Source organism: Algoriphagus pacificus, from assembly GCF_017254845.1.
GTDB lineage: Bacteria > Bacteroidota > Bacteroidia > Cytophagales > Cyclobacteriaceae > Algoriphagus > Algoriphagus pacificus.
The window spans coordinates 1,127,937-1,151,548 of record NZ_JAFKCU010000002.1 but is presented as its reverse complement, the minus strand read 5'-3'; the positions used below and the strand labels follow the sequence as shown (position 1 = coordinate 1,151,548).

Here is a 23,612-nt window from a genome sequence, read left to right as displayed (position 1 = left end):
GGATTTATTCCCTTTTTTCATTTAAGTCTATCCTGAAAATTTTGGTGAATGGATATCCCTGATCAGTCAATCCTTCTATCATTAAATCATACTCTTTAATTCCTTCCACAGGAGTAAATCTGAAAGTAAATAGTCCCTTATCAGTTTTAGCTTTTGGGTTCCAATATACCGTTGGCCGTTGTTGATTCACATTTTGACTTTCGTTCAGCGTCTTAAAATCCAATGGTATGGAAAACCCTCTAACCTCAAACTGCTGAAAACCAGTGGAGTTGAACTGCTTCCCAACTGATGGACCATCCATTTGACCTTTTTTGGTATCAAACATAATCACACCAGCAAATCCCGCTAATCCAAAAATGTGGGTATTGGTCGTATAAATGGATATGGATTTAACCTCTGTGGTCAAATATCGATTGCAAACTTCCTGAGCAGTTTCGCCTTCCTGATAGAAATATCGCTGTCCATCGATGATTAAAAGAGGTTGACCAACATCCAATCCGTAATTGTAATTTCCAAGCCTTCCATTACCAAATTGCATCCCGATCACTGTCCACAGAGGCTGGCCAGCCCAATTGTCCAAATCATCTGGAGTAATTTTCCTATCAGGTTCCCCGTATCCGTAATTAAAGTCCTCCCATCTTTCGAATTTCCCATCTTCTTTTACAAACTCTTCCAATTCGATATACTTTCCAGATTGGTCAAAGCGCAAAAATTGACCTGAGGCCTTTACGGTTTGATATGCATAGGTTGGATAGGAACCTTTGAATACTGGAATTGTATTTTCAATCAAACTGACCAATCCATAAGGTCTGTTTTTCTCATCCATCGCTGCAATAGAGATCGTAGCTGAATCCGTAAAACTCAAACCGGTGGCTCTGAAGTAGCCAGAAGAATCAGTTTTTACAATTCCATAATCTTCTAGATCCCCTTGGACGATCGTAATTGGATTGATGTAAGGAAATCTCTTTTTGGTCCGCTCAAAATTACCCTGAATCGTAATACCATATTCAATGGGATATTCCTCCATCAACTCAAAAGTTGAGATAGATTTATCGTCTAGCCATTCCAGTCCTGATTCTAGATTTTTTCTTTCGCTTATAAAACCGACTAAAGATGGATCTGTAACAGATATAGTAAATTGAGACTCTGCATATTCATCAGTTTGATCTGTGAAACCAAGCTCAATTTCTACAAACTGCTTCCCAGAATCGAGCTTTATGAATTGGTTCATCAGAATTGTCAAATCACCGAAAAACTCCTGTTCTTCTACTTTTTGACTTACCAATAGCTGGTCTTTTTCCAAAATCGGCAAAGGCAATAAAGTGATATCCCTGTCTGGAAAATTCCTCATCCAATTGGTATAGGACCGAATGAAATAGTCATTGGCAGCGATTGTATCTGGTAAAATAAATCCTCCAGAAACAGCCCCTTCAGCTATGTAATAAGACTCCCTCTGAATTACCTTATAAGTTGGATCCAACACTTCCACATATAGAACCTTACTCAAAGAGTCCATCATCAGGGAATTATGATACAGCATTTTGGCATGAAACCAGACTGGCTCTCCGGGATAATAAAAAGATTTATTGGTCGTAATCCATGGCTTTTCACGCAAGTTATTAAACTTCGCTTTTTCAGATTCTATGCTGTCCACCTCTGCCAAATTGGATACAAAGTTTTCCGTTGGTTCAAAATCATAAGGTAAAAACCTTCCCAATCGCTGTCTCCCCATATAACCAGAAAGCTCAACTTCTGTAGGATCGATGATGATGCCATTTCGATCAATATCGAAGTAACCTTTTGGAGCAGTAATCCAACTTACCGGATGATAATAATCTGAATAGTATTCATTTCTCCAAGGTTTCTTTTGGTAATGGATTTCATAGTCTCCGGATAGAATAACTCTGAAATTCCCATTTCTTAAGGGGATTCTGCGAATGGAATCCTGCGAAACATATTCAACGGATTTCCCTAATTCTTCTCCTAGAACATTGGTTCGAAGCTCATTAAAAAAGTAGGGGTTCTTTTTATAGATAAAAAATCCTTCAGCTTCCGCTTGACGAACCAAGAGTGATCTGAATAAATGTCTCGAAGAACCTAAATAGGAACTCTCCTTAATATCATCCTTTGATTGCTGGACTAAGGAATCCTCGCTTAAAACTTCTTTAAAGAATGCCAATCCATAATACATAGATTTGCCTTTGTAAAATCTGTAATCCTGTAAGTAATATTCTATTTCAAAACCCAAAGCTTTATTTTCTACAAGTAAGGGTTGTGATGCAGTTGCATGAATATAATTGGGGCTTCTTTTGGTCTTTACCAATTCAAAATCCAAAACCCAGGGATTGCGGATATCCATTTCTTTGAAGATCGGATCATCCGGAACTGCCAAAAAAACACGTTTGAATCGTTCCAAATGTCTCTCCCACTTCTTGTCTCTTTTGCTCCGGGTTTCTACTTCGGTCAACTCATTTTCCAAAGGTTCCAAAGCAAAATCAATTTCTATCAGGCTCTTACCTCTGGTTTCAACTTTCTGACTACTCGTCTTAAATCCTACAAAAGATGCCACCAACTCCAAAGTTGAAGGCAAATCATTTCGGATTATAAACACTCCTTTTTCATTGGTGGTCGATCCAATGGTGGTATTATTGATGAAAACATTGGTAAACTGAAGCGGCTCCTTAGTCTTAGAGTTAATTACCTTTCCACGGATTGTTTGTGAATTAGCCTGTAGGATAAACAGGAACTGAAAAATGAAAAATATAACCCGTAAAGGCTTGAAAAACATGGATATTTTGGGTTTAAACTAAATCCAATATACCAATTCAAATTAAATTTTAAAGTAAAAAAAACCGCCTCTTTCAAGGCGGTTTCAAGTTTAGTATCCCAATGTCTTCAACATGCTTTCTTCAGTTTGATCTTCTCTGAAAAGTCGATGAACAACATTCCCATTTTCATCCCGATCGATAAGCACATGTTTCGGTGCAGGAATCAGGCAATGTTGGATTCCACCATAGCCACCCAAAGATTCTTGATAAGCTCCGGTATGGAAAAATCCTAGGTATTGTTTTTTACCATTATCCGGTTTTGGAAGATAGATATTGAACTGGTGAGCTTCTGAATTGTAATAATCCATGCTATCGCAAGTCAATCCACCCAAGTTGATGTTATGGTAGGTTTCATCCCAGTTATTGATGGCAAGCATGATATATTTCTGATTCAGACCCCAGCTATCAGGCAATTGCGTAATAAACGATCCATCGATCATGTACCAAAGCTCTTTATCATTCTGAAGCTTTTCATCTAATACAGAATAAAGTACAGCCCCACTTTCACCCACTGTAAATGATCCGAATTCTGTGAAAATATTCGGTTCGGTGGTGTTGTTTTTGGCACACATCCATTTGATGTTTTTCACAATTTGCTCAGCCATGTACTGGTAATCGTAATCAAAAAACACATTGGTCTTAATCGGCCAACCTCCACCAATATCCATGGTATCCAAAGAAGGAGCTACTTTCTTAAGATCCACGTATTTCTGGATAAAACGAGTCAATTCTGACCAATAATAAGCAGTATCCTTGATGCCAGAGTTGATGAAAAAATGAAGCATTTTCAAACTCACCAAGGGATGATCCTTGATTTTTTCTTCGTAAAGTTTGATGATGTCATTGTACCTCACTCCCAATCTGGAAGTATAAAATCCAAACTTTGGCTCCTCATCAGCTGCAATTCGAATCCCTACCTGAAAAGGAACTTTCACATGCTCTAGGTAATAATCGATTTCGCTAAGGTTATCCAGAATAGGCACACAATTGACAAAACCATCGTTTAGCAATTCGCTGATATATTGCTTGTACAGCTCACGCTTAAAGCCATTACAGATGATAAATGTCTCTTTGGTGATTTTACCTTTTGCATAAAGACTTCTTACCAAAGGAATATCAAAAGTCGAGGAAGTCTCGATATGAATGTCATTCTTCAATGCTTCATCTAAGACAAAGCTGAAATGCGAGGACTTGGTACAATAACAGTAGGTATATTTCCCCTTGTAATCGTGCGTTTGAATAGCATTGTTAAAATAGGTTTTTGCCTTTTGGATATTCTCTGAAATCTTAGGCAGGTAAGTGAGTTTGAGTGGAGTACCATAAGTATCTATGATCTCCATCATATTTACACCATTAAAAAATAATTCATTGTTTTCAACATGGAATTCTTTGGTTGGAAAATCAAAGGTCTGTTGAATAAGATCAATGTATCTGTTCATTGTGACTTGTTTTATTGCGTAATAGTCGGATACAAAAATTGTTCTTTCTGAGGGGAATTCAAATGAAAAAGGACAAATCCCGCCGGAAATGTCCTTCTCAATTTTAAAATTCTTGGATTGATCTCTTCTTAATCGACCAAAAGAGCCGAATGAAGCAATCTTTGCTCAGCTTTAAACTGTAATCTGTTTTCAATAATTTCTTTCAAAACTTTTTTGAATTTCACCTCTTTTTGGAGCAATGTTAAAATTCGGGTAAAAAATTGCTCAACCTCTGGAAGTGATTCGGCTCTAAAAGAATAGAATATCGATTTCTCTTCTGGTGAAAAAGTCAAAATCAACGAACTAGGCTTGCCTAGGCTGATCAGACCTCTGAATAATGGATACAAAGTTTGAAAATTTTGTTCCAAACGGCACATTCCCTGCATCATATCCCCTGTTTTTTGGTTGAAAAACTTAACCAAATCCTGCTGATTAGCAGAAATCTGGGAAACCTTGGAGTTTCTTCCTACTGTCAAATTGAATAGACTAGTAGAGGATGCGGATTGATAAGATAATGCGCTCATGTTCTTTTGAGTTTTATAATTGGTCAAATGTAAAGGCAATATTTTTAATATCCTATATTCCCTATTCTTTTTGTAGGGTTTTAATTAAAATATTTTTCCTCCGGTTAAGAAGGATAGTTTTAAAACACCAGACTCTGGATTTTGTTTAGAGCCTTAGTTAGATCTTCATCAGATTTGGCAAAACAAAAACGAAGGATGTGGTGGTCTTTCTTGTCATGAAAAAATACCGAAATCGGAATACAAGCAACCCCATAATCAATTGTCATTCTCTTTGCCAATTCCAGATCCGGTTCCTGACTTAAATGACCATAAGAAACCAATTGAAAAAAACTTCCTTGAGCTGGGGTAAATTCAAACTGGGTAGATTTTAGTCCTTGACAAAAAAGGTCTCTTTTTTTCTGATAGAAATCAGAAAGGGTTTGATAGGCTTTTGGATCCTGAATGTACTCAGCTAAAGCAAATTGGAAAGGCGTGGGAGTACTGAAAGTAACGAATTGATGTACTTTTCTGAATTCAGCTGTAAGTTCTTTCGGTGCCAAGCAATAGCCCACTTTCCAACCAGTTACATGAAAAGTCTTACCAAAAGAACAGCAAACAAATGTCTTTTCCCTTAAAACCGGATGAGTCATCAAAGATAAATGAGCTCTCCCATCAAAAGTGATGTGTTCATACACCTCATCTGAGATCACCAATAGATTTCTTGATTCAACCAAAGCCCCCAACTGGTTCAGATCATCCTGTGTCCAAACATAACCTCCTGGATTATGAGGAGTATTGACCATGATCAACCTGGTTTTTTCAGTAACTGCAGCATTTACCTTTTCCCAGTCAACAGAGAAATCAGGCATATTCAACGAAACAAAAACTGGAATGCCTCCGCAAAGTTTGATCACTGGAACATATAGATCATAAGCAGGCTCTAGAACTATCACCTCATCGTCTGGTTGGATGACAGTGGTAATAGCTGAATAAATAGCTTCCGTCGCACCAGAAACTACTGTTATTTCAGATTCTGCATCATAAGAAAAACCAGTCTCTAGTCGAACCTTTTCTCGGATTCTTTCTCTGAGCAGAGGAATCCCGCTCATGGGAGCATATTGATTGTTTCCCAAGTTCATATGCTTGGTCACCAAATCCAACAAACCTTGAGGAGCATTAAATCCAGGATAGCCTTGTGAAAGATTAATGGCCTGATGATCTGCTGCCATTTTTGACATGATTGTAAAAATGGTGGTTCCTACATCTGGAAGTTTGGATTCAATCAACATAAGTTTGATTTTTTGGGCTTTTGAAAAGGACTTTTTAAAAATAGTTCGATTTCCTACAATTCCTTGATTTTTGAAAAAAATTGAAGCTTTTCCAACAATATGACATCTAATCAGCTTTGAAAAGAAACTGAATTTCCGGTCAAATTTGCCTACTTTTGCGCGACCAATACGCCCAAATCTAACTTAAAACTAACCAAAATGCGTGATATCAAATTAGTCGAAGTTCGCTCCGAACTAGCCGCCGGAACCCGAGGTGCAAGTTTAGGAGTCGATGCATTGAAAATTGCCAGCTTGGATAAAAAATCAAACTTCTTCACTCAATTTGATCCTATCAATGTGCCAGATGCCAACAATTACCTTTGGAAGGGTAATAAGTTTGAGCATGCCAAATACATAGATGGAGTTTACCAGGTGTTGAAGAATGTGTATGGAACGATTGAGTCTCTTAGGATGGAGAAAAAATTCCCAATCGTTTTAGCAGGAGATCATAGTACTGCAGCCGGAACCATCATGGGGATCAAGGCAGCTGACCCTAAAAAGAGACTTGGTGTAATTTGGATAGATGCACATGCTGATTTGCATACTCCTTTTACCACTCCTTCCGGCAACATGCATGGAATGCCTTTAGCAATGTCGGCAAGGATTGACAACCTGGATTGCAAAGTGAATGAACCTTCCGAAGAAACGCTGATCTATTGGGACAAAATCAAAAACATCGGGGGAGAATTCCCGAAAATTGACCTAAATGACATTGTTTTCATCACCGTAAGAGATACAGAAGGACCTGAAGATTTCTTGATGAAAAAGCATGGTATCAAAAACTTCAAAACAAAGGATGTAAGAGAAAATGGAGTAGAGACCATTGCGAAAATGGCTTTGGAAGTATTGAAAGATTGCGATCAAATCTATATTTCTTTTGATGTGGATAGTTTAGATAGCTCGATTTCGGTAGGGACTGGAACACCGGTAGCCGATGGTCTGACGGTAGAAGAAGCAATTCAATTAAATGCCGAATTGATTAAAGATAAGCGGGTTTGTTGCTGGGAAATCGTAGAAGTAAACCCGACGCTTGATTCAGAAAACAGAATGGCCGAAAATGCTTTCGAAGTTTTGGAAGTCACTACCAAGTCTTTGGTGGACAATTTTTAAAAACCACAAAGCTCACAGAGTATTACACAAAGAGCACAAAGGTTGAATCGAAATCAATTATGAATGAGCAGCCTGATGTAAGTTTAGAAAATGAATTAGCTACTAAAGTGATTGGAATAGCTATGAATGTTCATTCTCAATTAGGACCAGGGTTATTAGAAAGCGCATATAAAAAAGCTCTAGCTTATAAACTGCAACAAGAAGGGCTTTTTATTGAGATTGAAAAAAAAATACCTTTGATGATTGATGGGATTAAAATTGACGGCGGATTTAACATTGATATATTAGTTGAGAAAGCACTTGTATTAGAATTAAAATCAGTGGAATCAATTTCGGAAATTCATTTCGCACAAACTTTAAATTATCTCAGATTAGGGAAATTCAAACTGGGACTATTGATTAATTTTAATGTACCCAAACTCAAATACGGCATAAAAAGAATTATTAATACTAAATAAGGACACTGATAAATACATTGAGTTCTCTGTGTTACTCTCTGTGACCTCTGTGGTAAAATCATGAACATACAAGAATCCATTATTTCCGGCATTCAGCTGGCTTTTCAAAATATCTATAATCACGAGGTTTCCTTGGATCAATTGAGCTTGGCTCCTACCAGAAAGGAGTTTGAGGGAACTTACACTTTTGTGGTTTTCCCTTATCTCAAAGTGAGTCAAACAACTCCTGAAGCGACTGCAAACCAAATTGGTGAATATTTAAAAGCAAACGTCAGTGTCGTTTCTGGATTCAATGTGGTCAAAGGATTTTTGAATCTGGAGTTGAATGAATTGATCTGGCTGGATGTATTCAAAGAACTTTATGCTGCAAAAAACCTAGGACAATTGCCTGCAAACGGCCAAAAAGTAATGGTGGAATATTCCTCACCGAATACCAACAAGCCATTGCATTTAGGTCATTTAAGAAATAATTTTTTGGGTTACTCTGTGGCTGAAATCCTAAAAGCCAATGGATATGAAGTAACCAAAGCCAATTTGGTCAACGATCGGGGAATTCATATCTGTAAGTCCATGGTTGCTTATCAACATTTTGGAAATGGAGAAACTCCCGAATCAGCAAACCTGAAGGGTGATCACTTGGCTGGAAAGTACTATGTGATTTTTGACAAAGAATACAAAAAGCAAATTGAAGCTCTAAAAGCTGAAGGCCAGTCTGAGGAAGAGGCCAAAAAGAATGCTCCCCTCCTGCTAGAAGCTCAGGAAATGCTTCGTAAATGGGAAGCTAATGACGCTGAAGTAGTTGGGCTTTGGAAGCAGATGAATGAGTGGGTATATGCTGGATTTGCAAAAACCTATGAAAAAATGGGAGTCAATTTTGACAAGTTTTATTACGAGTCAGACACCTATTTATTAGGAAAAGACATTGTGGAAGAAGGGCTTAAAAAAGGTGTTTTCTTCAAAAAGGATAATGGCTCTGTTTGGGTTGATTTGACTGACGAAGGACTTGATGAAAAGTTGGTTCTTCGAGGCGACGGAACGTCTGTTTACATCACTCAGGATATGGGGACAGCAGATTTAAAATACGATGATTTTAAAATCGATAAATCTGTATATGTCGTTGGAAATGAGCAAGATTACCATTTTGATGTCTTGTTTAAGATTATGCGGAAACTAGGTCGTCCATATGGTCCAGGATTGTATCACCTTTCTTACGGTATGGTAGATTTGCCTTCCGGTAAAATGAAATCCAGAGAAGGAACTGTCGTAGATGCTGATGATTTGATGCAAGAAATGGTAGATACTGCTGCGCATCACACCGAAGAATTAGGTAAAATCGACGGCTTCAATGAAGAACAAGCAGCCGAACTTTATGAGACTTTAGGCTTGGGTGCTTTGAAATATTTCCTATTGAAAGTTGATCCTAAGAAGCGAATGCTTTTCAACCCACAGGAATCCATCGAATTCCAAGGAAATACAGGTCCATTCATCCAGTATTCCCATGCCCGAATTAAATCCATTTTGAGAAAGGCAGAACAAATCGGTGTAGAATATAAAAATCCCGATCTATCAGGAATAACTGGCATCGAGGAATCTGAATCCAGTTTGATTTTCCTTTTGGGAGACTTCAATAAGAAAATCAAATTGGCCGGAGATGAGTATTCTCCAGCGATCATTGCGCAATATTTATTTGATTTGGCGAAGGAGTATAATCGTTTTTATGCAGACCTTCCTATATTTCATGAAAACAACAGTTCTATCCTAGCCTTTCGAGTTGCGCTTTCAGCATTGACAGCAGAAACAATCAAGAAAGGAATGAGTTTGCTAGGTATTGATGTACCAGAAAGAATGTAACTATGAAAAACCTTGTATTCGTATGTGTTTTGGCGATACTTTTCTCATGCCAAAGAACCTTAGAGAGACCAGAAGTTTTACAGGCTGGCTTTTTCACTTCAAATTCAAAAACTATGGAAAGTACTTTCTACAATTTTAAAATGAAGGATCTGGACGGGAAAGAAATTGATTTCAACCAGTTCAAAGGAAAGAAAGTCTTGATCGTCAATGTAGCTTCTAAATGCGGATATACACCTCAGTATGCAGCTTTGCAGGAACTGAATGAGAAGTTTGGAGACAAAGTGCAGATTTTAGGTTTTCCTGCCAATAATTTTGGGGGGCAAGAGCCGGGTTCCAACGAGGAAATCAAAAGCTTTTGCTCAGAAAACTATGGCGTGACTTTCCCTGTATTTGAGAAAATTTCTGTTAAAGGTTTTGATAAACATCCGCTTTACAGATGGCTTTCTGACGAAAAAATGAACGGATGGAACAATCAGGAACCAACTTGGAATTTTTGCAAATACCTTCTTGATGAAAATGGAGAATTGCTAAAATTTTACCCTTCCTCTGTAACGCCTCTGGATGAAGAAATCCTGGCTGCAATAGGAGCTTAATAAGAATTTGATTTAGTGAAAAAAACGATACAATCTAAGAAAGAAGCCTGGCTGCACGCAGTCAGGCTTCGTACTTTACCCTTATCACTGGCAAGTATTTTTGCTGGTTCTTTATTGGCTTATTCGCTTCAGGTTTTCCAATGGGAAATCTTACTTTTTGCGTCACTGACCACTATTTTTCTTCAAATTCTATCAAATCTAGCGAACGATTACGGAGATACAGTAAACGGCGCCGATCATCAGGATAGAACTGGTCCAATCAGAGCTGTTCAATCTGGCTTGATTTCCCTGCCTGAAATGAAAAAAGCCATGTACCTCTTCGGTACTTTATCTTTGATTTCAGGATTGATACTTCTCTATTTTGCAGTTCCAAATTGGACCTTATTTTTCGTTTTTCTGGGGTTGGGACTCGCATCTATTTGGGCAGCTGTCTCCTACACTTCTGGAAGCAATCCCTATGGTTACATAGGTTTAGGTGATATTTCTGTATTCCTTTTCTTTGGACTGCTTGGAGTGATTGGAACTTTCTTTCTTCACAGCACAGATTTCAACTCCTCAGTGATATGGATTGGGCTTTCATTGGGATTCTTCAGCACGACAGTTCTAAACATCAATAATATCCGTGACATTGAATCTGATTTTCAAGCTGGAAAGAGATCCATTCCGGTTCGAATCGGTAGAAAAGCAGCCATTATCTATAATTGGACACTCATTTTAGGCGGCTATGCTACTTTGATCATATTCATAATGATCACTCAAAATTGGGGTGCCGCTTTAGGTTTTCTCGCTTTGCCACTGATGCTTAAAGTTGGAGTCAATGTATCCAAAGGAAAAACTTCGGAGGAAATTGACCCTAATTTAAAAATGATGTCATTATCCACACTCCTTTGGGTAATTCTGTTTGGAATAGGCTTACTTTTTTTGTGAAAAGGAGTGAAAATATCTGCTGCCCTTCTAAAATTTAGCTAATTTAGGTTGAACAAAAATTCATCCTGATATGATCAAAGTACTCGTACCTTATGATTTTTCTGAGCAAGCCCAAAATGCATTGGATTTTACCACTGGACTTGCCAATAAAATAGAGAATGTCCACGTAGATGTGGTTCATGTTTTGGAAGTCCCCTATTCTTCAAGTGTCGGGACAATGGGTGGAGGAGAAGTGATGCCAGAGATAGAAAATCAAATTTTCTTCGTCGAAATGATGGAGAAAAGAAAGAAGCAGATAGAAGACCTTCAAAAAAAGTATTCTAATAAAAACTTCACTTTTCAGGCAAAATTAAAACTGGGAAATGCCTTCAAAAGCATTTCTGAGTCAATATTAGAAGAAGAACCTGATATGGTTGTGATGGGATCGAAAGGTTCCTCAGGAATAGAAGAAGTTTTGATCGGAAGCAACACAGAAAAAATCGTTCGAACAGCTACTTGCCCTGTGATTACGGTTAAGTCAAAAACGGATCCGGAAAATTTCAAAAAGATTGTTTTTGCGAGTGATTTCAGGGAGGACGAAGATGAAATTGCGAGACGAATGAAGAATCTCCAAACTCTTTTTAATGCAGATCTTTACTTTGTAGTGGTTAACACTCCTGCAAATTTTGAAACTACCCGAGAATCGATCAAACGCATAAAGATGTTTGCTAAGAAATATGGTTTCGAAGGAGTCAAAGCAGAAATCTACAATTCCCGATCTGAAGAATCTGGAATCATTGAATTTGCAGAGGATATCGATGCAGATCTGATTGCGATGGCTACTCACGGCCGAACAGGATTTTTGCATCTGATCACTGGAAGTATTGCTGAAGACGTGGTAAACCATGCTAAACGACCTGTTTGGACACTTAAAGTAAAATAAAGAGCCTAGATAAAACAATGGCCTGTCCTGAGGGGCGGGCTTTTTCATGAACTTATGGCAAAGAGAACTAACGACTGGAAAAAACGAGATGGAGTAGTTTACTCCACAAGTGATGATTTTGAATACCAAGAGCAAGGTGATGAAGCTGCGGAGACCCTACCTCCTGCCCAACAAAATCTTAAAGTGATGTTGGATAAAAAATCCCGAGCCGGAAAGCAGGTTACCCTTGTGGATGGCTTTATCGGGACCGAATATGATTTAAAAGAACTCGGCAAAATGCTAAAAAGCAAATGTGGTGTTGGCGGATCTGCGAAGGATGGTGAGATTTTAATCCAGGGAGACCATCGCGACAAAGTTGTTCAAGTGCTTCAGTCAGCTGGTTATAAGGCCAAAAGATCTGGAGGTTAAAATATAAAAGCCCTGATTTTTCAGGGCTTTTTTGTTACTGGTTGTCCAGATTCTGATTTGGAATTTTGGGTAATCTTCCTGCTTCTAGAATCGGCAAATTGGCTTCCGTCGGAATATAAATTACCGTTTTGTCTCCCAAATTCTTTTGCTGCCTTACCCATAAATACTGGATGTATTTTTCAGAAATCGATCCGTTTTCGATTTTGATTGCTTCAGCAGCACCTTTGGCTCGTTCTATTTCAGCCTGAGCATTCAGTTTTTCAGCTTCCAAATTAGCAGCTGCTTCCTCGATCAAGATCCTTCTGTTTTGTTCAGCTTTTGCGAATTCAGCCCTTCCACTCATTTCTTGCTGCCAAACATTGTATGTGGGACATCCCCACATTCCAAATCCAATGAATGCAAAAAGCATCCAGGAAATGATAGTTCCAAAAAAGATGGGTGTTCGTTTACTTTCCATAGCATTGTGGGTTTTAATACCGCCCAAGGTTTATTCGTTGAGGAAAGATAAAAGAACTTTGAAGTTTATGGAGGAAACGTCAACCCTTTTGGCAAAAATTAGTTGTCTAAATGAATTGCAGCTTAATTCTCAAAATTCAACTCATCTTGCTTGGCTATTTAATTACCATTTCTATATTTGCCAACGGAAATGAAAAACTCGACCCCAAATATTGCTTTTTCAACTACTGCTCTGCATTCGCATGTGCAGCATCATTTCCATCATTCCTCCTGAGAGGAATAATTTTAAACATATCGCCCCGGTGGGCTGATGAACAGAGATTCGGCCATTCACCCATATTTAATTCAAATCAATTTTGTACTAGTCGTATATTGTCCTCATGGAACAAATTATCCGAATAGCCGTCCAAAAAAGCGGCAGATTATCCGATGACTCACTTGCCTTGATCAAGGAATGTGGCATCAAATTTTACAATGGAACCGGAAAACTTAAATCCACTTCCACCAACTTCCCCATTGAATTTCTATTCTTAAGAGACGATGATATCCCTGGTTATGTGGCTGACGGAGTTGCTGATCTTGGAATCGTGGGAGAAAATGAATTAGTCGAGAAAGACAAGGACGTTCAAACGCTTAAAAAACTTGGATTTTCAAAATGCAGACTTTCTCTTGCCATCCCAAAAGGCCAGGAATATAATGGCATTTCATTTTTTGAAGGAAAAAACATAGCAACTTCCTACCCTAAGATTCTTGGAGATTATCTCAATGAAAAAGGAATCAATGCTGATATCCATGAAATTAGCGGTTCTGTCGAAATCGCACCAAGCATCGGTTTGGCAGAAGGTATCTGTGATATTGTCAGCTCAGGTTCTACCTTGATGATGAATGGCTTGAAAGAAGTGGAAGAAATCTTCAAATCTGAAGCAGTTTTGATAGCCAACAATCAATTGGATGATTGGAAAAAAGCCATCGTGGATAAATTGCTTTTCCGCATGAACGCAGTTCAAAAAGGTAAAAGCAGCAAGTATGTACTGATGAATGTTCCCAATGCCTCCATTGATAAAATCATTAAATTGATCCCGGGTATGCGAAGCCCTACCATTTTACCACTAGCAGAGGAAGGTTGGTCATCTGTTCATTCAGTACTTAATGAAGACCAATTTTGGGAGCATATCGAAGAACTCAGAGCTGCAGGTGCCGAGGGAATTCTTGTAGTTCCTATTGAAAAAATGATTCTCTAAAGAATCAGAATTTTACCCATCCAAAAAGAAATCATCTTCATGAAAATTCTTATAAATCCTTCTTCGGATACTTGGACCAAGGAACTGGCCAGACCTGTTCAAAAAACTAAACAGATCAATAAGATTGTTAAACCGATCCTTAGAAAAGTAAAAAGGAATGGAGACAAAGCCTTATTGAAATTTGCTTTGGAGTATGATCACGTTCATTTGGAAAATCTGGAAGCAAGTGAACTGGAAATCAAAGCTTCTGCAGCTGCAATACCCACAGAATTAAAAGAGGCCATTCAGGTGGCTAAAGAGAATATTGAGAGATTCCACAAAGCTCAAATTTCCCCAGAATTGGTTGAGGAAGTGATGCCTGGCGTGGTTTGTAAAAGAAAAAGTATGCCCATCCAACGCGTTGGGCTTTATATACCGGGAGGTACTGCTCCCCTTTTTAGTACGGTATTGATGCTAGGCGTCCCAGCTGCAATAGCAGGATGTAAAGAAATAGTACTTTGTACACCTCCTGATCGAGATGGTAAAATTCACCCTGCTATTCTTTACACAGCTAATTTGGTGGGGATTACCAAAATCATGAAAGTTGGTGGCGCTCAAGCCGTGGCTGCCATGACTTTTGGGACGAGTTCAGTACCAAAAGTGGATAAGATTTTTGGTCCCGGAAACCAATACGTAACTGCTGCAAAACAAATGGCGACCAAATACGGAGTAGCCATCGATATGCCTGCTGGACCATCAGAAGTTTTGGTTTATGCAGATCAAACTGCGATTCCAGCCTTTGTAGCAGCCGATTTACTTTCCCAAGCAGAGCATGGAGTTGACAGCCAAGTGGTTTTGGTGACAACTACCGAAAAAATCGCCAAACAGGTATTGAAAGAAATTGATGCCCAACTTGAAGATTTGCCTCGCAAAGACATCGCTCAAAAAGCCTTGAAAAATTCCAGAGCAGTTGTGATGGAAAATCAAGAAGAAGCTTTGGAATTGATCAATGAATATGCTCCAGAGCATTTAATCATTTCTGTGGAGAATGAAGAGGAAGTGGTGGATGCTATCTACAATGCAGGCTCCATTTTCATTGGAAACTATACTCCAGAATCGGCAGGTGATTATGCCTCTGGAACCAATCATACCTTACCAACTTATGGTTATGCAAGGAGCTACAGCGGTGTATCACTGGATAGCTTTGTCAAGAAAATGACTTACCAGAAAATTACAGAAGAAGGCATCAAATCCTTAGGTCCAACGATTGAGGTAATGGCAGCTAATGAACTTTTGGACGCCCACAAAAATGCAGTTTCAATTCGTCTTAAATATCTGAAAAGCAAAAAGATATGAAATTCTACTTAATCTCATTATTAAGACCTCATATTGCTACTCTTCAGCCTTATACTTCCGCAAGAGATGAATATACGGGGAAGATTGGAGTCTTTTTAGATGCCAATGAAAACCCATACGGATCTATTACGGATCAGGATTTCAATAGATATCCTGACCCCTACCAAAGCGATTTGAAAACTGAAATTTCCAAAATCAAGGAAGTTCCAGCCGATCAGATTTTCTTAGGAAATGGATCCGATGAAGCTATCGATTTACTTTTCCGGGCATTTTGCAATCCAGGAAAGGACAATGTGATTTTACTACCTCCCACTTACGGGATGTATGAAGTCAGTGCTTCCATCAATGATGTGGCAATCCGAAAAGTCCCTTTGACCAGCGACTTTCAGATGCAGCCGGAGAAGGTATTTGCAGCAGTAGATGATCAGACCAAAATCATTTTTATCTGCTCCCCTAATAATCCAAGTGCTAATAAACTGAAGCGAGATGACATTATTCAGGTTCTGGAAAACTTTAAGGGGATAGTAGTTGTGGACGAAGCCTATATTGATTTCTCAGATGAGCCTAGCTTCACGACTCAGTTAGAACAATATCCAAACCTTTTGGTCATGCAGACCTTCTCAAAGGCTTGGGGTCTTGCTTCCTTGAGGTTAGGGATGGCCTTTGGTTCCAAAGAAATCATTGCAATTCTAAATAGAATAAAGCCTCCTTATAACATTTCGGGTTTGACCCAGGACACTGTCTTGGCTTCTTTGAAAAATTATGACAAAGTAAAATCCATGACCCAGGAGATCTTGGAAGAAAGGGAATTTCTTAAAAACGAATTATCAAAATTGCCTTTCGTTCAAAAAATTCATCCTTCACATGCGAACTTCCTGTTGGTAAAAATCCCAAATGCCATGAAGGTTTACCAAGACCTGATCGAGCAAAAGATCATTGTCAGAAACCGAGCAAAAGTTCTTCTTTGTGAAGATTGTCTGAGAATCTCAGTTGGCACAAGGGCAGAAAACGAGGCCTTTTTGGAAAATTTAAAGAAGGTAACCTCCAAATCAGTTTAAACCTATTATCCCCTTTTTATGAAAAAGAAGGTATTATTTATAGATCGTGACGGAACTATTATCAAAGAACCACCTACTGATTATCAGGTAGATAGTTTGGAAAAACTCGAATTCCTTCCAAAGGCGATCTCAAATCTTCGAAAAATTGCTGAAGAAACAGATTATGAATTAGTCATGGTCACCAATCAAGATGGATTGGGCACCGATTCATTTCCTGAAAACACATTTTGGCCAGCTCAATACAAAATGTTGAAAACGCTAGAGCAAGAAAACATCTTCTTCAAAGCAATTCATGTAGACAAAACTTTTGAGCATGAAAATGCTCCTACCCGTAAACCGAGAACAGGACTTTTGACAGAATATTTCTCAGAGGAATATGATCTAGAAAATAGCTATGTGATTGGAGATAGATTGACCGATGTGCAGCTAGCAGAAAATCTTGGGGCGAAAGCAATCTTTATTGGTGAAGACAATGAAAAGGCAGCTTTAAGCACCAAAGATTGGGATGAGATCTACAATTTCCTGAAAATGCCTCCAAGAGCAGCTGAAATCAGAAGAACAACTTCCGAAACTGACATTCATATCAAATTGAATCTGGATGGTTCTGGAAAATGTGCGATTTCAACAGGTCTTCATTTCTTTGATCATATGCTTGAGCAATTGGGAAAGCACGGCAGCACGGATTTAGAAATCACGGTTAAAGGAGATTTGCATATTGACGAGCATCATACCATTGAAGATACTGCTCTTGCCTTGGGAGAAGCCTATTTGAATGCCCTGGGAGACAAAAAAGGAATCTATCGTTACGGTTTCCTCCTACCCATGGATGATGTCTTGGCACAGGCAGCTATTGACTTTGGTGGAAGGCCTTGGATTGTTTGGGACGTAAAATTCAAACGAGAGAAAGTCGGCGACATGCCAACTGAAATGGTTTATCATTTCTTCAAGTCTTTCTCAGATACTGCCAAATGCAATTTGAACATCAAAGCTGAAGGCACAAACGAGCATCATAAAATTGAAGCTATTTTCAAAGCACTAGCCAGAGCAATCAAAATGGCGGTAATGAGAGATGCCAGAAATATCAATCAATTGCCTAGCACGAAGGGAGTACTTTAATAGCCAGCTTATTAGCTGAAAAAAGTTTTAAAGGATTTGGAAATTTTCACATTGAAAATTTTTCCAAATCCTTTTTTTTGACTTCATTTAGTTATGAAACGATTTTTACATATTTTGACTATAATATTAGTAAATATTCTAGTCAGCGCCTGCTCTAATAATTTTCAAAAAATCGAGGCCTTGTACGAGGATAAAAAGTACGAAGCAACTATTGATGAGCTCGATAGCTACTTGTTTTTCCATGTCACAGATTTAAAGGCTTTGCATCTTCGTGCTAGAAGCTATGAAGAAATCGGAAAGATAGCTGAAGCCAAAAAAGACTATGAGCGAATAATTGCTTTAGATGATAATTACGCCCAAGCATATGCAGGTTTAGGTAAAATTCTATTTGAGGAAGAAGATTATAGCCGTGCTGAATCTTACCTTTTGCGCGCAGCAACGATAGATTCTGAAGATTTTGACATTTTGTATTTGCTCGGAAGAGCTCAACTTATGACAGAGAAATATTCCTCTGCTGAGAATTTTCTAAAGAAGGCCAAAGAATTGAATCCCGATTATGCTCAAGTCTATTTTTATGAAGGTATGTCGAGAGCAATGCGTGGTGATGTTCTAGGATGCGCAGCATCATTTAACTCTTACGTAAGTCGAGAGCCCAATCAAGTGGTGGGTAGATATAACAGAGGCTTCGCTTATATGAGAGCGGGATACATTGAGTTTGCTTTAGAAGATTTTGATGAGGTTTTAAAGCTTAATCCGAATCACGTAGAAGCCTTGGCAAAGAAAGGCTATTGCATGGCAACTTTGGGAGATACTGAAGGTTGCCATTTGATTCAGGAAGCTGCCAGAAAAGGCAGTCTCTATGCCCAAAACCAAAAGGAAATCTGCGTTTAAAGCAACCTTTTTGCCAATGCCCTTTTGTAGTTAGGAATTGCTTTCTCATCCAATGCAAGAAAAAGATAGGGTTCGATTAGTTCCAATTCCATTAGATGAAATACTCCATTTATGTCAACTCCATCTACTCTAGCATACAGACTTTTTGAGGCAAATTCCTGAACAAGACTCAATGCAGAAGCTTTCATTTCCTCACTAGGATTAATGTTGTGAATGGTTCCACCAAAGTAATGCTGAACCCTAAAATCCTCTTTTGCTGGAGATTTTAAAACCGCGTGGGAAAACTCCCCATTAAAAAACAGCAGAGAATACTCCCCTACTTCTTGAACTTCTTTGATGAATGGTTGGATCAAAAAGTCCTCTTGATCTACTAATTCCTGCACTTTTTGGGAGACTTTATCCCATTCACTTTTGTGAAATTTTAATGTGTTTTTAGCACCACCACTGACCAAAGGTTTCACTACCCAATAATCTGTAGCTATTTTATTTTCCAAAAGTTCAAAAGAGACTTGCTCCCCTTTTTTCAACTCTACACCTGAAACTACTGGAAAGCCTTTCGATTCAATTTCCTTCAGGTAGGATTTAGAAGAATTCCAAAGGACAGTATCTAGATCATTCCAAACAGGGATTTCAAGCTTTTTGATTTTTTCTATCCAAGCCAGAAATTCTGGATAATAATCAAAATAGTCCCAAGTAGATTTGATCAAAAGACCTGAATATTTGGACCAGTTGACAGTTGAATCTGACCAGGGCATGATTTCATGGGGTATTCCCAAATCTTCCAGAATCGAAGACAGAATTTTATCCTCATCAACTGTATTTGAATCATATGCTCCAACAGAAACATAACTTACGATAGCTATCATGTGCTTGTTATTAGGTGGGGCGAAAATACACTTTAACCAAAAATTATTAATTGCTTTCTTCTAAAATCAGCCCGAAAGATTACTTTTGAACTTTGAGTCACCCATGAAGCACCGAAAATTAGTCATTATTCCCACCTACAATGAGATTGAGAATATCCAGGAAATGATCCGGACTGTCATGGGGCTAGATGGAGATTTCAATTTATTGATCATTGATGATGGTTCGCCAGATGGCACAGCCAATCTAGTCAGATCCGAAAAAGCCAATTTTCCAGAAAGACTTTTTCTCTTGGAAAGAAAAGGGAAATTAGGTCTGGGAACTGCCTATATCGATGGATTCAAGTGGGCTCTCAAAAATAATTATGATTTTATCTTTGAGATGGACTGCGACTTCTCGCATGATCCAAAAGACCTGATCAGACTCTACGAAGCCTGTGAAAACAGGGACTTTGACATGGCAATAGGTTCACGATACATTACAGGTGTGAACGTGGTGAACTGGCCAATGGGAAGGGTTTTGATGTCTTATTTTGCCAGTGTGTACGTCAAGTTTATCACAGGCTTACCGATCAAGGATGCCACTGCCGGTTTTAAATGCTACCATAGAAGTGTTTTGGAAGGGATAAAGTTGAAAGAGGTCAAGTTTATCGGATACGCTTTCCAGATCGAAATGAAATTTACAGCTTGGAAATTAGGGTTTAAACTAATCGAGGTCCCAATCATTTTTACCGATCGTACCAGAGGCACCTCTAAAATGAGCAAAGGAATTTTTAAAGAAGCTGTTTTTGGAGTGATCTGGATGAAAATCAAGAGTATTTTCTCTCCTTATAAGCTTAATCGAAGCGAATCGATTTAATTGGATCCACTCTGGAAATCACCATTACCGGAATAAACAAAACCAATGCTGTCAATAAGGTGATTCCTAGATTGATGTAAATAAAAATTGGCCAATTCCACTCTATCGGTACATAGGACATGTAGTAGCTGGCAGGATCCAAAGGAATTAATTTGAAATTATCCTGCAGGATTCCAAAGCCAAAACCAATGGCATTTCCGATCAAAAGTCCTCTCGCCAGGATATTCATCCCATTCCAAAAGAATATTCTTCTGATTTGCTTATTGGCAGCGCCCATAGCCTTCAGTAAACCAATCATTTGAGTTCTTTCCATAATGAGAATAAATAGGATAGCTCCCATGTTGAAAATGGCTACAAACGCAATCAATCCCACAAACACATAGACATTGGTGTCCAATAATGTCAGCCAATCAAAAATCTCCAAAAACTTATCCTTACTGGCGATTAGCTTCAAATCAAAATCCATGATATCCTCCAGCTGAGGAGTATAGCTGGCTATTTTCTTACTGTCTTCAACAAAGACCTCTAGTCCTCCTACTTGATCTTCACCCCAATCGTTCAAATTCCGAATGGTCTGAAGTTCTCCAATGACGATCTTTTCGTCAAAGTTCTCCAGATAGGTTTCAAAAATGCCAACCACTTCTACCCTTCTGAATCGAGGTGGATCCTGCACAAAGTAAAGTGTGACTTTATCTCCTACTTTTAGTAATAATTTATTAGCAATTACTTTACTGAGCATCACCTCATTACTTGTTCCAGTTTCTGGAATTTTAAGCAGTCTTCCTTCCTTGATGTACTTCTTAAAAGCCAGCGTATCAAAATCTTTCCCAACTCCTTTTACTAGTATTCCTTCCACCTCATTTTCGCCTTTGATCAAGGCTGCTTTATGAGCGAAAGACTGGATTCTCTCAACAAAAGGCAATTGGCCATATTCTTGCACAAAATCGCTTTTCAAGGAAAATGGAGCCTCTTCAAAGGCATTGCTCATCGTAAAGCGCTGCACCTGGTAATGCCCAGTAAACCCATATACCTTATCTGAAACAGTACTTTGGAATCCACCCAAGACCATAAATGAGAGGATAGACACAGCAATTCCCATTGCAAGGCTGCCTACTGCTATTTTATGGATTGTTGCTGAGAAACCACCGGCTCTTTTGAAGCTGATTCTTTTAGCAATGAAATAGGAAAGGTTCAATGGAGTGCTTTAATTTGTTCTATCAGATCGCAAAATAGCATGAAGCAAACGAAACTTTCACCCTTTAGTAACATTTTGAGCTTTCTACTTCTATTTTTTCTGGCAATTGGAAATCTGACTGCACAGCAGGCCCAGATTCTTCCGGGAGCAGAAAGGCCTGATTTGTATCTGGAAATTTTAAAAGGCAAGTCAGTTGGAATTGTAGCCAATCAAACCAGCATCATGCCACATAGTGAGAATAAACATGTGGTCGATTTCCTATTGGAAAGTGGAATCAACCTAAAAAAAGTATTTGTCCCGGAGCACGGTTTCAGAGGAGATGCAGATGCTGGGGAAAAGGTGGATAGCTCGGTAGATAGCAAAACCGGTTTGCCAATCGTTTCATTATACGGTAACAATAAGAAACCATCAGCGCAACAGATCGCTGATCTGGATATTATCATTTTCGATTTGCAGGATGTTGGAGTTCGATTTTATACCTACATCAGCACCATGCATTATGTGATGGAGGCGGCAGCAGAAAATGGTAAAAAAGTAATGATTTTGGACCGTCCCAATCCAAACGGGGATTACGTCGATGGCCCAGTTCTCAAAAAAGGATTTGAAAGTTTTGTTGGAATGCATCCGATTCCAGTTGTCCATGGGTTAACAGTTGGGGAATTAGCCTATATGATCAATGGGGAGAAATGGCTGAAAAATGGCATTGCCTGTGAATTAGAGGTGATTCCAGTAAAAAACTGGACTCATAAAACAGCTTACAATCTCCCAGTAAAACCTTCTCCAAACCTACCTAACGATCTATCTATCCGACTTTATCCTAGCACTTGTTTCTTTGAAGGAACGATTATTTCTTTGGGTAGAGGCACCTATTTTCCTTTTCAGGTCTATGGCTATCCAGACAAAAACTTCGGAGATTTTACCTTTACTCCAGTGAGTATTCCTGGAATGTCCAAAACTCCTCCTTTGCAAGACAAACTTTGCTATGGAGTTGATTTGAGAAATGAACCATTGGATCACCAGTTTACGCTATCGTATCTTTTGGATGCTTTCAAAAAGTCAGGGAAAGGAGCAGCTTTCTTCACCAATTATTTTAACACATTGGCAGGAACTGATCAGTTGAAAAGTCAGATTTTGGCAGGAAAAAGTGAAACTGAAATAAGAAGTTCTTGGGCTGCTGATTTAGCAAAATATAAAACCCTGAGATCCAATTACCTCATTTACAAAGATTAAAAGATTAATAAATACTACGAGAGTGAAAGCCGGAATGAATAAAGACTTGCGAATCATATACATGGGGACACCGGAATTTGCAGTTCCTGCCCTTGAAAAATTAGTAGAAAATAATTGGAATGTCGTGGCTGTCATCACAGCTCCGGATAAACCAAAAGGCCGGGGACAAAAGTTGATTCCTTCCCCTGTCAAAGAAGTAGCGCTAAAATATCAGATTCCAGTCTTACAGCCTACTAATTTGAAATCTCCTGAATTCCAAGCTGAATTGAAAAACCTGAATGCAGACTTACAAATCGTGGTGGCATTCCGAATGCTTCCCGAATCTGTTTGGAGCATGCCACCTTTGGGCACCTTCAATCTTCATGCTTCTTTATTGCCAAATTATAGAGGTGCTGCGCCAATCAACTGGGCAATAATCAACGGAGAGAAAGAAACTGGGGTGACTACTTTTTTTTTAAAGCATGAAATCGACACAGGAAGTATCATTTACCAAGAAAAAGTACCCATCCTTGAGGAAGATGACTTAGGAACTGTGTATGAAAAACTAATGAACCTTGGCTCTGAGTTGGTTTTGAAAACCGTGGAAGCGATTGCAAGTGATTCTGTAGACCCACTTCCACAAGATGAATCCAAAGCTATACATCATGCTCCAAAAATCTTTAAGGAAACCGGCCAAATCAACTGGAAAGATTCAGCAATATCCATTCATAATTTAGTGAGAGGACTTTCCCCCTATCCTGCCGCTTGGACAGAACTGGATGGAAAAATTTGCAAGATTTACAAAACAAAAGCGCTTTCTAAAAATCTTAGCAAAGAACCCGGTCAATTCACAACAGATGGAAAAACAGAATTGTTGTTTCAGACGGGAGATGGCGTGCTGTCAATTCAAGAATTACAACTAGAAGGCAAAAAGCGAATGAGTGTAGCTGATTTCTTAAGAGGCTACAAACTTCTATAAATTT

22 protein-coding genes are annotated in these 23,612 nt (G+C 38.7%); 15 read left to right on the top strand and 7 right to left on the bottom strand.

The annotated features are described in order from the left end of the window. Window positions 1-4: 4 nt before the first annotated feature. From J0A69_RS11715 to J0A69_RS11700, 4 genes are all read right to left on the bottom strand, one after another. Complete coding sequence (locus J0A69_RS11715; protein ID WP_206586736.1) at window positions 5-2,788, bottom strand: carboxypeptidase-like regulatory domain-containing protein; 2,784 nt, start codon at window positions 2,786-2,788, stop codon at window positions 5-7. Window positions 2,789-2,878: 90 nt separating this feature from the next. Next, a complete protein-coding gene (locus J0A69_RS11710; RefSeq protein WP_206586735.1) occupies window positions 2,879-4,267 on the bottom strand; it encodes an arginine decarboxylase in 1,389 nt (462 codons plus the stop codon). Window positions 4,268-4,395: 128 nt separating this feature from the next. Beyond that, window positions 4,396-4,830: a hypothetical protein gene (locus J0A69_RS11705; protein WP_206586734.1), complete on the bottom strand. Its 435-nt coding sequence runs from the start codon at window positions 4,828-4,830 to the stop codon at window positions 4,396-4,398. Between the two features lie 119 nt (window positions 4,831-4,949). After that, window positions 4,950-6,098 (bottom strand): methionine aminotransferase, encoded by a 1,149-nt coding sequence (locus tag J0A69_RS11700; RefSeq protein WP_206586733.1) that lies wholly within the window; start codon window positions 6,096-6,098, stop codon window positions 4,950-4,952. 198 nt (window positions 6,099-6,296) lie between these two features. On the opposite strand from J0A69_RS11700, the gene J0A69_RS11695 reads away from it, so the two are divergent. From J0A69_RS11695 to J0A69_RS11665, 7 genes are all read left to right on the top strand, one after another. After that, window positions 6,297-7,247: an arginase gene (locus tag J0A69_RS11695; protein ID WP_206586732.1), complete on the top strand. Its 951-nt coding sequence runs from the start codon at window positions 6,297-6,299 to the stop codon at window positions 7,245-7,247. A gap of 59 nt (window positions 7,248-7,306) precedes the next feature. Beyond that, the gene (locus J0A69_RS11690; RefSeq protein ID WP_206586731.1) at window positions 7,307-7,705 is read left to right on the top strand and encodes a GxxExxY protein; all 399 of its coding nucleotides are present in this window, start codon (window positions 7,307-7,309) and stop codon (window positions 7,703-7,705) included. A gap of 60 nt (window positions 7,706-7,765) precedes the next feature. Next, complete coding sequence (argS, locus tag J0A69_RS11685; RefSeq protein ID WP_206586730.1) at window positions 7,766-9,556, top strand: arginine--tRNA ligase; 1,791 nt, start codon at window positions 7,766-7,768, stop codon at window positions 9,554-9,556. 2 nt (window positions 9,557-9,558) lie between these two features. Continuing rightward, entirely contained in the window at window positions 9,559-10,149 is a 591-nt protein-coding gene (locus J0A69_RS11680; RefSeq protein WP_206586729.1) for a glutathione peroxidase, read from the top strand. A gap of 15 nt (window positions 10,150-10,164) precedes the next feature. Beyond that, complete coding sequence (locus J0A69_RS11675; protein WP_206586728.1) at window positions 10,165-11,076, top strand: 1,4-dihydroxy-2-naphthoate polyprenyltransferase; 912 nt, start codon at window positions 10,165-10,167, stop codon at window positions 11,074-11,076. 70 nt (window positions 11,077-11,146) lie between these two features. Then, complete coding sequence (locus J0A69_RS11670; protein ID WP_206586727.1) at window positions 11,147-11,998, top strand: universal stress protein; 852 nt, start codon at window positions 11,147-11,149, stop codon at window positions 11,996-11,998. Window positions 11,999-12,052: 54 nt separating this feature from the next. Continuing rightward, window positions 12,053-12,406, top strand: a complete 354-nt coding sequence (locus J0A69_RS11665; RefSeq protein ID WP_206586726.1) for a translation initiation factor — start codon at window positions 12,053-12,055, stop codon at window positions 12,404-12,406. A gap of 34 nt (window positions 12,407-12,440) precedes the next feature. Here the strand turns inward: J0A69_RS11665 and J0A69_RS11660 are convergent, their stop codons facing one another. Next, window positions 12,441-12,863, bottom strand: coding sequence for a hypothetical protein (locus J0A69_RS11660; protein WP_206586725.1), 423 nt, complete (start codon window positions 12,861-12,863; stop codon window positions 12,441-12,443). A gap of 379 nt (window positions 12,864-13,242) precedes the next feature. Between J0A69_RS11660 and hisG the strand changes: the two genes are divergently transcribed. The 5 genes from hisG (at window position 13,243) to J0A69_RS11635 (ending at window position 18,503) form a co-directional block, all read left to right on the top strand. After that, window positions 13,243-14,103, top strand: a complete 861-nt coding sequence (gene hisG / locus J0A69_RS11655) for an ATP phosphoribosyltransferase (protein WP_206586724.1) — start codon at window positions 13,243-13,245, stop codon at window positions 14,101-14,103. 39 nt (window positions 14,104-14,142) lie between these two features. After that, entirely contained in the window at window positions 14,143-15,438 is a 1,296-nt protein-coding gene (gene hisD, locus J0A69_RS11650; protein WP_206586723.1) for a histidinol dehydrogenase, read from the top strand. Then, window positions 15,435-16,496 (top strand): histidinol-phosphate transaminase, encoded by a 1,062-nt coding sequence (gene hisC / locus J0A69_RS11645; protein WP_206586722.1) that lies wholly within the window; start codon window positions 15,435-15,437, stop codon window positions 16,494-16,496. The genes hisD and hisC overlap by 4 nt, the downstream gene beginning before the upstream one ends. Before the next feature lie 18 nt (window positions 16,497-16,514). Next, window positions 16,515-17,612, top strand: a complete 1,098-nt coding sequence (gene hisB / locus J0A69_RS11640; protein ID WP_206586721.1) for a bifunctional histidinol-phosphatase/imidazoleglycerol-phosphate dehydratase HisB — start codon at window positions 16,515-16,517, stop codon at window positions 17,610-17,612. A 93-nt stretch (window positions 17,613-17,705) separates the two neighbouring features. Beyond that, window positions 17,706-18,503, top strand: coding sequence for a tetratricopeptide repeat protein (locus J0A69_RS11635; protein WP_206586720.1), 798 nt, complete (start codon window positions 17,706-17,708; stop codon window positions 18,501-18,503). On the opposite strand, the gene J0A69_RS11630 is transcribed toward J0A69_RS11635, so the two are convergent. Then, window positions 18,500-19,369 carry an ATP-grasp domain-containing protein gene (locus J0A69_RS11630; RefSeq protein ID WP_206586719.1) on the bottom strand — a complete coding sequence of 290 codons (870 nt, stop codon included), beginning with the start codon at window positions 19,367-19,369 and terminating at the stop codon, window positions 18,500-18,502. The two genes, J0A69_RS11635 and J0A69_RS11630, sit on opposite strands and share 4 nt — an antisense overlap. 103 nt (window positions 19,370-19,472) lie before the next feature. Between J0A69_RS11630 and J0A69_RS11625 the strand changes: the two genes are divergently transcribed. Then, window positions 19,473-20,225, top strand: a complete 753-nt coding sequence (locus J0A69_RS11625) for a polyprenol monophosphomannose synthase (RefSeq protein ID WP_206586718.1) — start codon at window positions 19,473-19,475, stop codon at window positions 20,223-20,225. Here J0A69_RS11625 and J0A69_RS11620 read toward each other — a convergent pair. Then, the gene (locus J0A69_RS11620; protein WP_206586717.1) at window positions 20,203-21,420 is read right to left on the bottom strand and encodes an ABC transporter permease; all 1,218 of its coding nucleotides are present in this window, start codon (window positions 21,418-21,420) and stop codon (window positions 20,203-20,205) included. The genes J0A69_RS11625 and J0A69_RS11620 overlap by 23 nt on opposite strands. A gap of 39 nt (window positions 21,421-21,459) precedes the next feature. On the opposite strand from J0A69_RS11620, the gene J0A69_RS11615 reads away from it, so the two are divergent. Both J0A69_RS11615 and fmt read left to right on the top strand, forming a co-directional pair. Next, window positions 21,460-22,650, top strand: a complete 1,191-nt coding sequence (locus tag J0A69_RS11615) for an exo-beta-N-acetylmuramidase NamZ family protein (protein ID WP_206586716.1) — start codon at window positions 21,460-21,462, stop codon at window positions 22,648-22,650. 34 nt (window positions 22,651-22,684) lie between these two features. Further along, entirely contained in the window at window positions 22,685-23,608 is a 924-nt protein-coding gene (fmt, locus tag J0A69_RS11610; RefSeq protein ID WP_206586715.1) for a methionyl-tRNA formyltransferase, read from the top strand. Window positions 23,609-23,612: the final 4 nt, after the last annotated feature.

What these genes read in the sequence shown, in the direction of transcription:
- hisD (WP_206586723.1), top strand. Translation starts at nt 14,143, where the DNA reads ATGAAAATTCTTATAAATCCTTCTTCGGATACTTGGACCAAGGAACTG.
- J0A69_RS11715 (WP_206586736.1), bottom strand. Translation starts at nt 2,788, where the DNA reads ATGTTTTTCAAGCCTTTACGGGTTATATTTTTCATTTTTCAGTTCCTG.
- hisC (WP_206586722.1), top strand. Translation starts at nt 15,435, where the DNA reads ATGAAATTCTACTTAATCTCATTATTAAGACCTCATATTGCTACTCTT.
- J0A69_RS11665 (WP_206586726.1), top strand. Translation starts at nt 12,053, where the DNA reads ATGGCAAAGAGAACTAACGACTGGAAAAAACGAGATGGAGTAGTTTAC.
- J0A69_RS11615 (WP_206586716.1), top strand. Translation starts at nt 21,460, where the DNA reads ATGAAGCAAACGAAACTTTCACCCTTTAGTAACATTTTGAGCTTTCTA.
- J0A69_RS11635 (WP_206586720.1), top strand. Translation starts at nt 17,706, where the DNA reads ATGAAACGATTTTTACATATTTTGACTATAATATTAGTAAATATTCTA.
- J0A69_RS11695 (WP_206586732.1), top strand. Translation starts at nt 6,297, where the DNA reads ATGCGTGATATCAAATTAGTCGAAGTTCGCTCCGAACTAGCCGCCGGA.
- J0A69_RS11625 (WP_206586718.1), top strand. Translation starts at nt 19,473, where the DNA reads ATGAAGCACCGAAAATTAGTCATTATTCCCACCTACAATGAGATTGAG.
- fmt (WP_206586715.1), top strand. Translation starts at nt 22,685, where the DNA reads ATGAATAAAGACTTGCGAATCATATACATGGGGACACCGGAATTTGCA.
- hisB (WP_206586721.1), top strand. Translation starts at nt 16,515, where the DNA reads ATGAAAAAGAAGGTATTATTTATAGATCGTGACGGAACTATTATCAAA.
- J0A69_RS11630 (WP_206586719.1), bottom strand. Translation starts at nt 19,369, where the DNA reads ATGATAGCTATCGTAAGTTATGTTTCTGTTGGAGCATATGATTCAAAT.
- J0A69_RS11670 (WP_206586727.1), top strand. Translation starts at nt 11,147, where the DNA reads ATGATCAAAGTACTCGTACCTTATGATTTTTCTGAGCAAGCCCAAAAT.
- J0A69_RS11680 (WP_206586729.1), top strand. Translation starts at nt 9,559, where the DNA reads ATGAAAAACCTTGTATTCGTATGTGTTTTGGCGATACTTTTCTCATGC.
- J0A69_RS11690 (WP_206586731.1), top strand. Translation starts at nt 7,307, where the DNA reads ATGAATGAGCAGCCTGATGTAAGTTTAGAAAATGAATTAGCTACTAAA.
- J0A69_RS11660 (WP_206586725.1), bottom strand. Translation starts at nt 12,863, where the DNA reads ATGGAAAGTAAACGAACACCCATCTTTTTTGGAACTATCATTTCCTGG.
- J0A69_RS11710 (WP_206586735.1), bottom strand. Translation starts at nt 4,267, where the DNA reads ATGAACAGATACATTGATCTTATTCAACAGACCTTTGATTTTCCAACC.
- argS (WP_206586730.1), top strand. Translation starts at nt 7,766, where the DNA reads ATGAACATACAAGAATCCATTATTTCCGGCATTCAGCTGGCTTTTCAA.
- J0A69_RS11700 (WP_206586733.1), bottom strand. Translation starts at nt 6,098, where the DNA reads ATGTTGATTGAATCCAAACTTCCAGATGTAGGAACCACCATTTTTACA.
- hisG (WP_206586724.1), top strand. Translation starts at nt 13,243, where the DNA reads ATGGAACAAATTATCCGAATAGCCGTCCAAAAAAGCGGCAGATTATCC.
- J0A69_RS11705 (WP_206586734.1), bottom strand. Translation starts at nt 4,830, where the DNA reads ATGAGCGCATTATCTTATCAATCCGCATCCTCTACTAGTCTATTCAAT.